Origin of the sequence: Solidesulfovibrio aerotolerans (genome assembly GCF_009856865.1) — a bacterium.
In the GTDB taxonomy this organism is placed as follows: Bacteria; Desulfobacterota; Desulfovibrionia; order Desulfovibrionales; family Desulfovibrionaceae; genus Solidesulfovibrio; species Solidesulfovibrio aerotolerans.
The window spans coordinates 1-9,283 of record NZ_WVUD01000075.1; the positions used below are offsets into that span (position 1 = coordinate 1).

At 45.9% G+C, this 9,283-nt stretch carries 8 protein-coding genes; all 8 read left to right on the forward strand.

Annotated elements, in window-relative coordinates; translation table 11 throughout:
- Positions 1-241: 241 nt before the first annotated feature.
- A complete protein-coding gene (locus GTA51_RS19575) occupies positions 242-682 on the forward strand; it encodes a cation-transporting P-type ATPase (protein ID WP_160964130.1) in 441 nt (146 codons plus the stop codon).
- Positions 683-1,891: 1,209 nt separating this feature from the next.
- Complete coding sequence (locus GTA51_RS19580) at positions 1,892-4,495, forward strand: PocR ligand-binding domain-containing protein (RefSeq protein ID WP_160964132.1); 2,604 nt, start codon at positions 1,892-1,894, stop codon at positions 4,493-4,495.
- Positions 4,496-4,803: 308 nt separating this feature from the next.
- Positions 4,804-5,175 (forward strand): response regulator, encoded by a 372-nt coding sequence (locus tag GTA51_RS19585; RefSeq protein ID WP_043637335.1) that lies wholly within the window; start codon positions 4,804-4,806, stop codon positions 5,173-5,175.
- A 28-nt stretch (positions 5,176-5,203) separates the two neighbouring features.
- Positions 5,204-5,848: a cobalamin B12-binding domain-containing protein gene (locus GTA51_RS19590; protein WP_160964134.1), complete on the forward strand. Its 645-nt coding sequence runs from the start codon at positions 5,204-5,206 to the stop codon at positions 5,846-5,848.
- A complete protein-coding gene (locus GTA51_RS19595; protein WP_160964136.1) occupies positions 5,838-6,956 on the forward strand; it encodes a sensor histidine kinase in 1,119 nt (372 codons plus the stop codon). The genes GTA51_RS19590 and GTA51_RS19595 overlap by 11 nt, the downstream gene beginning before the upstream one ends.
- 136 nt (positions 6,957-7,092) lie before the next feature.
- A complete protein-coding gene (locus GTA51_RS19600) occupies positions 7,093-7,665 on the forward strand; it encodes a lipocalin family protein (RefSeq protein ID WP_160964138.1) in 573 nt (190 codons plus the stop codon).
- Between the two features lie 145 nt (positions 7,666-7,810).
- On the forward strand, positions 7,811-8,203 hold the full coding sequence (locus GTA51_RS19605; RefSeq protein WP_160964140.1) for a pyridoxamine 5'-phosphate oxidase family protein: 393 nt from the start codon (positions 7,811-7,813) through the stop codon (positions 8,201-8,203).
- A 134-nt stretch (positions 8,204-8,337) separates the two neighbouring features.
- Positions 8,338-9,283: ISL3 family transposase (locus GTA51_RS19610; RefSeq protein WP_160964142.1), on the forward strand; the 946-nt coding region annotated here is incomplete at its 3' end.

Below are 9,283 nucleotides of genomic sequence, written 5' to 3' on the forward strand. Positions count from 1 at the left end.
CGGCTGGTGCAACGAAATCTGTTTCAGCAATGTGAAATTCTCGACCTCATTGACCCGCGACGGCAACGCTTAAAACCAAACAATTCTAGCAGGCTATCTCTTCTAAATTAGCCGGACAGAAATGATACTGCCCCTAGTTTAGCAAATATTCGCTAAGTGAGTCACGCTGCCAAAGGGTAAGACACGTGGTACAGTAGTCATTAATTGGATATCTGTTCAGTGTGCATTTAAGGGAGCTGGCATGGTATATAAAAAAATATATTGGCACTCGATCTCTAGTCAAGACGTTCTCGCTGAGTTGAAGGTAACTGTAAACGGACTCAGGAATGAAGATGTCGCAAAACGTTTGCGAAAGTATGGCAGCAACACCCTTACAAAGGATGGTTCTACCAGCACATGGCTGATCTTTTGGAACCAGGTGAACACTCCCATCGGCTGGCTATTGATCGCTGCCGGTGCCCTGGCTGTTGTGCTCAACAAGCCAACAGATGCCGTGGTGGTTTTCGGAGCAGTATGCATTAACGCCATCATTGGTTTTACCCAGGAATACAGGGCCGGTAAAGCCATTGAAGCGCTAGCCGCGATGGTCCCCGAGGCAGCCACCGTTCTGCGCAATGGCCAGGCGATCGCCTTGCCTGCCGAGGGGCTGGTTCCTGGAGACATCGTAATGTCAGCAATTTGAACAACGTCACTTTTCAAAGAACTTTTCTCGTTCAAATCTGAGGACAACCTAACAGGCAAACCTATGTTTGTCAAGCTAATTATCAAAAAACAAATCAAAACCCGACCGTCATTTAACCCTGAAGCAATAAATCTTTGCTTATCAGTTGCTTCCGTCAAACAAACTTACACTACAAACCTGACGAGCATGACACAAAAAACGCAGTTATATTTACTAGCTTTTACGACACTACTGAATAAGAAAAATTTTTGTGATTGGTATTATTTGACACATCTATTTATTGATTTCAGATCATGCCCAAAATTATCATAAACATACTTTGAGCAACATGTCCTAAGCATTCCCGGAAATACGAATAGTGCTATTCTCAATTGGTAGAGGATGTGAAGCGAAGAGCCGAAAGGAAGCGAGACAAAAACTTTCCTGGCCCACTTTGGAATCGGTCAAATCGGGAAATACGGAGAAATAGATGTCCGGATTTTTTGAAGCATGGCATGGCGACTGTCGCGTGGCTGAAGCCGCTGTTTACCACTTGCCGCTAAGTTTCTAGGGTGCGATGCTCAGAATCCCGGGGTAAGACTTTTGAATTTACCACTTTACCGTGACAAATTGAACCAATTAGCTGTGGCGCTGCCACTTGTTCAATAACCATCACTACGATTCCAACGGGACCTCCAAAGAGTCCTCACCTGGTCCCAAATTGGGCAGCCGATGATAATTTGTCCATTTTCGACGGTTGGATATGGTTAGATCTTCTACGATCTCTGTTGACTCTAGCGGTGTTCGACGGGTGGCCCCATCGTGACGCCGGGTGGATCCTCCCCCCCCGTCCCTGGCACTTGGCCTGTTGGACTCATCGTCAACAGAGCTTGGCTCCTGATTCCAGCGGCGCGTGCGGTCTTGTCCATTGGAGGCTTGGAGGCCAGCTGGACACCAAGTCCAGCTGGCACAGATAAAATGTTCGCGCCGGCAATCACCGAGGGGTCAATCACCTCCGGCTCGAACAACCTTCTCACCGACAATTGCCCCGTACCTACACACCATTGTGCAGGTTCCCAGTTCTCGAAAGGCAGCCAGAGGACTGCCCCCAGCATACCGGCGCTGTTATCATGATCACTTAGCAAAAAGCTGACGCCAGCCCCTTCCGCTAGACCATTGACTCTGCTATGATTGATACAAAGTGGAAAACCCAAGGCGGTGGGCAAGGATATGTCGGATTCCGAAAAGTCAAGCAGGAGGATTGAATCACAAATCGATAGTTTCGCCCAAACACCAATACACGACAAGGGATTATTTCAGATTGTTTTAAGCTGTTTACCCATGCCGTACCTGCTTGTTGACACCCAAGAGCGAGTCCTTCAAACTAATCAAGCTTGCCTTGACATGCTCAAGATTGATGGCCCTGTAGAATCATGTTACGGGAAAAGTTTAAGCGAAGTTTTTTACAACGATCCATCCCATCCAACAGTCGTAGGCAGAAGCATTCAAGAGAATAAAATATTCAGAGATATCGAAGTCCCTACTAGGGATCACCACGGAACAGAACTCCACATTGTTGCAAATGTTTTCCCACTTTACGATCTAAATAAAGATTGTATTGGTGGAATGTGTATCTACGTTGACACCACAGAACGCAAGCGCACTGAAGAAGCGCTGGAAAGACGGATGGTGGCGCTTACACGCCCCCTCGAGGACACCGAGGGCATCCAATTTGAGGACATGTTTAACTTGGCCGATATCCAGCGTCTCCAAGATGAATTTGCCAATGCCACGCGTGTAGCCTCCATTATTACCCGACCTGATGGAACGCCCATTACCAATCCGAGTAACTTTTGCCGTCTATATATTGATATTATTTGCAAAACCGAAAAAGGGGAGGCCAATTGTTTTCGATCAGACGCCATGCTTGGACAGCTATCCGTTTCAGGACCAACCATTCGGCCGTGCATGAGCGGGGGGCTGTGGGACGCAGGGGCGGGTATCTCGGTAGGCGGACGACACATTGCCAACTGGCTGATCGGCCAAGTGCGCGACGCAAGCCAAAACGAAAAACAGATGCGCGACTATGCAAAACGGATCGGGGCCGACGAAGACGAAGTGGTTGAGGCTTTCCGTGAAGTTCCCAGCATGACACCAGAGCGCTTCAGACAAATTGCTCAAGTTCTTTTTACCCTGACCATGCAACTCTCTTCAATGGCGTACCAAAATATTCAACAAGCCAGATTCATTTCTGATCGAAAGCAGGCTGAGAAAGCCTTCAAGCTAAGTGAAGAACGCTTTAAGAAATTATTTGACAACGTAGATTCTGTGGCTGTCCAAGGTTATGACCGTGACAGGAAAGTCATCTACTGGAATAGGGCGAGTGAAAAAATTTATGGATACAAGAAAAATGAATCTATTGGCGTCCACCTTGAAGACCTAATAATTCCACCGGATATGCGTCCTCATGTTATCGAAGCCATTCGTCAATACGCAGAAGAAGGCAAGGCCATCCCGGCGGGGGAGCTCAACCTTATCCGCAAAGATGGAACATCAGTTCCAGTCTATTCAAGCCACGTCATGCAAACAACAGGACATGGCGACTTAGAGCTATTTTGTCTAGACATCGACCTGACAGAACTTGATGCTGTCAAACAAGAGCTAATCTCTGCCAAAGACAAAGCGGAGGCGTCAAATAAAGCAAAGAGCGAATTTCTTGCGAACATGAGCCACGAAATCCGCACACCGCTCAATGGTATACTTGGCATGTTACAACTCCTTGAAAAAACGGAGCCGAGCGACGAACAAAAAGAGTATCTACTGGGTGCCATTAAGTCGTCAAAAAGATTGACACGCTTGCTGTCTGACATCCTTGACTTGTCAAAGATAGAAGCCAAGCAAACCATTATTGACGAAGTTGAATTCGACATCGAAGAGATGACTCAGTCCATTTGTGACGTTTTTTTGCTATCCATCAAAGAGCATGGATTGATTTTGAACGTCGCGCTGGACAAGAAAATTCCCCGCCGCCTCGTTGGTGATGAAACAAGGTTGAGACAGATACTGTTCAACATCGTCGGAAATGCCATCAAGTTTACGCCAGAAGGAAGTATTTCCGTTGAAATATCACTCCTGCCGTGCCCCGTGGAACAATCGTGCCGAATATTTATTTCAGTTTCCGACACTGGGATAGGGATACCAGACGACAGACAGAAAGACATTCTGGAACCATTTACACAAGTAGACGGATCATATGTTCGATCCAAGCAAGGAGCTGGGCTGGGGCTGGCTATCGTCAAACGACTTGTCAGCCTATTAGGTGGAAGTCTTTGCATAGATAGTGAGATTGGAAAGGGAACAACATTTTATGTCGTTTTACAGTTTAAGTTTGCAACCACAACAAGCACAGTCAACGAATGCTTGAAGCCAATGACTGAGAATGGGATACCTCCAGGATTAAACATCCTTGTCGTTGAAGATGAACAGATAAACAGAATAGTTGCTTGCAAGACTCTAAACAAGCTTGGCTGCAAGACTACGATGGCTGTCGACGGGAAAAATGCATTGGCGAAACTTGCCAAATCCGATTTTGATTTAATCTTAATGGATATCCAGATGCCTGTCATGGACGGTGTCGCTGCGACCAAAGCAATAAGAAGCGCGCCAGAATTTGTTTCAAAGTCAAATATCCCAATAATAGCAATGACTGCTCATGCAATGCTAGGAGACCGCGAAACATTCCTAGAAGCAGGTATGGACGACTACGTTTCCAAGCCGTTTAGCAAGCAGGAACTCATTGATGCGATAGCAAGAGTGACAACGAAGAAGTCGTGACAAGTTTCGTGCATACGTTGTTGTGCAGTTATTATACGAAATAATTCAACAAATATATGCGTAAGAATACTGCAAAAAGTATCATAATTAATCTTCTGGGCGGAGAAGTATAAAGCAACCAACACAAATTCGCCCTTTCAGCACTATGACTGTGGCAAAAAAATTACAGACATTCAAAATAGGCTCTCTAGGATGCAAAATTCCGTTCTGACATTTAATCTATGTTTTTTAAATTTCTTCCGGAACTTGCAAGCCAATTTTTACCGAAAGACAATATTCAGTAGCTACTTCAGCAGGAGGGATATCACATGGCCGTAGTTCTTCTTGTCGATGATGACGATACATATAGATGTATTTTGCGTCGATGGCTTGTCAGCAAGGGGCATGAGGTCATAGAGGCCAGCAATGGCAGAATAGGCATTGAGCAATGCCACAAAAGCCATCCAGATGTTGTTGTTACTGATGTTTTTATGCCAGAGGCAGATGGATTAGAGATGTCGATGGATGTTGTTGCTTCGCATTGCGCTAAGGGAGTGATCGTCCTTTCAGGTGGGGGGAAAACTATGACAGGGGGGTGCTTTCTTGAGTATGCTAAGGGGCTTGGTGCTAACGAGGCGTTCCAGAAACCTGTTGATAAGGAGCGTTTTCTCGCAGCGGTGGCTTCCATCGCAGAGAGTTGAGTCCCGGCAGTAAACACATGGAGCCGACATGGAATCTGACCTTTACGATAGTTATTTTCAAAGCCTAGTTGCCGGTGATCGCAGGGCATGCCGGCAAATTATTCTTGGTCTTTTGGAAACCGACATCGACATTAAAACCCTGTATCTTAGTTACTTTCAAAAGTCGCTGTATGCTATTGGTGATCTATGGGCTGCCAACAAAATCACCGTCGCTGTGGAGCACATGGCAACGGCAATCACTGAAAGCCTATTCCCCTTGGTCTACCCCAGAATCTTCATGGCGGACCACTGCGGTAAGAAAGCTGTCATCTCCTGCACCGCGAACGAATACCATCAGATCGGCGGGAAAATGGTCGCTGATGTACTGGAACTCAACGGCTGGGACACCATTTTCCTGGGGGCAAATACTCCACTCCAGAGCCTTCTGGACTTCATCGATACAAATCAACCAGATATGGTCGGCCTTTCTCTAAGTTTGCAGGATAATATGCCGAACCTACTCACGGCAATTGGCAAAATCCGTGACCGACATCCGGAACTATCAATTATTGTCGGGGGACAAGCCTTTAGCTTCGCTGCTAGCGAAGTTCTGAAGCCAACTGAACATGTTCATTTAATACGTTCCTTTTCAGAACTCGAAGGATATATACAGGCCGATGCTTATGCGACCTAAATCCGTTGACAATGTGAACGCTAGGTTCCTTAATGATTTTGCGGAAATGATCTACTTGCGGCTAGATAACTCTGGCCGCATTTTAGAAGCAAATAATTTTGCTAAAGCTACCTTGCAACCGAATCCGGTTGGCCTTAATTTTAGCGAGATTTTTGTTGCTTTCACACAGACCATTGACCCACTCCAGGCCGCACAGAATGAAATGACCCATGTGCCGGCCTCTGTTAATACCTGTGCTGACCTTCCTCGGACTTTTTTTTTCAGTTTTTTTAAAGTTACCGAGGGAGTGGATGTTTACGGAGAGGCCTCGGGCACGGAAGTACTCACTCTGCAGAAGACTTTAATTGAAACAAACAATGAACTCAGCAACATGACACGGCAACTTCAAAAAAATAACAGCGAGTTGCAAAAACTCAACGACATTAAGAATCAATTTCTAGGAATGGCTGCGCACGACTTGAGAAACCCTATTGGAGCTATTATTGCATACAGTGATTTTGTCATGGATGAAGCTAAGTCTTTGACGGATGAGCAGAAAGAATTTCTAAGCATAATAAAAAACTCTAGCAATTACATGCTTAAATTGCTGGACGATTTGTTGGACTTTTCTAAGATTGAAGCTGGAAAGCTTGGCCTTGATTTATCTCGCTGTGATTACGTTAATTTCGTCAAGAGGGTTGTCAAACTGAATTCAGCTATTGCAGCCAAAAAACATATCCAAATAATTTTAAACGTGCACGAAGTAATTCCTGAACTAGATTTTGATTCAATAAAAATCGAGCAAGTTCTCAACAATATATTGTCAAACGCGTTGAAATATTCACTACGAAACACTACAGTCGTGGTGAATATGTTTATGAGCGGTGATTTTGTAACAGTTGAGGTTCGTGATCAAGGTGTTGGAATCCCCAAAGACAAAATCGACTTAATCTTCCAACCTTTCACCAGGGTCTCGAAGCAAGGCACGGAGGGAGAGCGTAGCACAGGCTTGGGACTTGCTATCGTCCGGCGCATCGTCCTTGGCCATCGTGGACGCATCTGGGTGGAGAGCAGTGAAGGCGAAGGTTCAACATTTTATTTCACTTTGCCTGTTGTGGCAAAAGAGTGAGCAAATAAAAAATGGCTAGTGGAATTTCTATCGCTATCCGAACTGTTAGTCATTGCGATTCAAAAATTGTAACAATTTTAAGAATATTCGCAGCGAACAAATTATCATGGCCTCTGGCCTGTGAAAGGAGCTGTTGTTGTTTAAATTTATAGTGTTGACAGGAATCTGTTTATGCATAGCAATCCTGACTGTCGCTTTTGTGAAACTACCCATAAAGTATATCATAAGAGACTTATTCGCAAAAGAGTTGCCGCTCGAAACAGTTCAAAACGTCGACCTCAATCGGTACCAGGGCACTTGGTTTTCGGCATACGAGTTCTACGCTTGGTTTCAAGCTGGATGCAAATGCACTAAAGCAGAATATTTGCTTACAGATAGCGGAAAAGTTGAAGTAAAAAATTCATGCTACCGAGATGGCAATCTTGTCACAGCGACAGCAATAGCATGGCCCATCAATAAAGGAGACAACTACAAGCTTTATGTTCAATTCAGGGCACCATTCAAGGGGAAATATTACATCCTTTCAATAGACGAAGACTATCAGCACGTCCTAGTTGGAACACCAGACAGAAACTATCTCTGGATTCTTTCACGCACGAAGACTATTGATGAAAATACCTTCAAAGAATTCAAGGCAAAAGCAGAAGAGCTTGGGTTCGAAAGTTCACGATTTTTAAAGGTTGATCATGAGTGCTCTAAATCTGATTGAATCTTAGAAGCTATAATCTTCTAGAATTTTCTGAAGTTAAAGAATCAGTCTGACAAACTCGACTTTTCCGTTTTGTAAACTAACTGAATGCCAAGAGATAGCCCAAGAAATGCTATTTCCAACCATTAACCGATTGGAGTCTAAGATGACAGATGCCAAGGATTTGAAAGTGTACTTTGAAGAAACAAAAGGATTTGGCGTACTGTCTACATCAAATACATCTGGTGAAGCGAATGCAGCCGTTTATTCGCGACCACATGTAATGGACGATGGCACCTTGGCTATTATTATGAATGATCGCCTTAGCCATAAAAATGTACTTGGAAATGGAAAGGCACATTATTTGTTTATGGAGAGCGGCCCTGGATACAAAGGCAAGCGTCTCTCCCTGACCATGCTTCGCGAGGAAGAAGATACAGCGCTTCTCCATGACCTTTGTCGTCGCTGCCATCCCAAAGAACTTGAACTCAAAGAATCTAAGAGATTCTTAGTGTTCTTTAAAATTGACAAGGAATTACCCTTAATCGGAGTAAACTGAAACAACATAGCAGTTTGGAATTGGTTCACGCTCCAGCTCTCCTACAAACGGCCCTAAATGCAGGTTCTTCGACGCTTGAAATGGAATTGACCTTATCCTCAGGCGAGGGGTAGCGACCCTCTCGGAGGGCCAGAATGCGTACCGAAGACATCTTCGCCCTGGGACTGGGTCTGACTCCCCCCTGGCAGGTTTTGAGCCAACGGCTGGACACCGAGAAGACACCCCATGAACTCCACTTGGTCCTCGGTGCCGACAGGGGGGCCACCTACCCATGTCCGACTTGCGGTCGAAACTGCAAGGCCCATGACTTCGAGGAGTTCACTTGGCGACACCTGAATTTCTTCCAACATCACTGCTATCTGACTGCCAGGGTGCCTCGGGTAACTTGTCCCAAGCATGGCACACGGCGGATTGTTGTACCGTGGGCACGGCCTGGCAGTAACTTTACCTTACTATTCGAGCAGGTTGTAATGATCCTGGCCAGAGAGATGCCCGTAGCCACCGTCGCATCCTTTGTAGGCACGACCGACAAACGTCTCTGGAGAGTCATCAACCACTATGTGGCTGAGGCCATGAAGCGCGTTGACCTCAGCAGACTTAAGGCATTCGGCCTCGACGAGACTGCCTGCAAACGCGGACAGCGCTACGTGACGATCTTTATTGACCTGGATCGTGAAGATCGTCCTGTGATCTTCGCCACTGAAGGTAAGGGCAAGCAGACTGTTCAGCTGTTCCGGGAACACATTATCAGCAAGGGCTGCCATCCCAACCGAGTACTTGAAGTTGTCAGCGACATGTCCGGCAGCTTTATTGCTGCCGTTGAAGAACACTTCCCGCAAGCCGATCTGACCGTGGACTGGTTCCATGTTGTCCAGCTCTTTACGACGGCCGTGGATGAGGTGCGTAAGGCTGAATCAAAAGAGCGAGCCTTGCCCAAAGGTACCCGATGGGGTGTGCTCAAAGGCCGCGAGACGGCTAAGACTCAGACTCAAGCTGAAGCATTGCAGGAGCTTGAGAGCGAAGCATTTGCCACAGGCATCGCTTATCGTGTCAAAGAGCAGCTACGATGGATTCGACGAG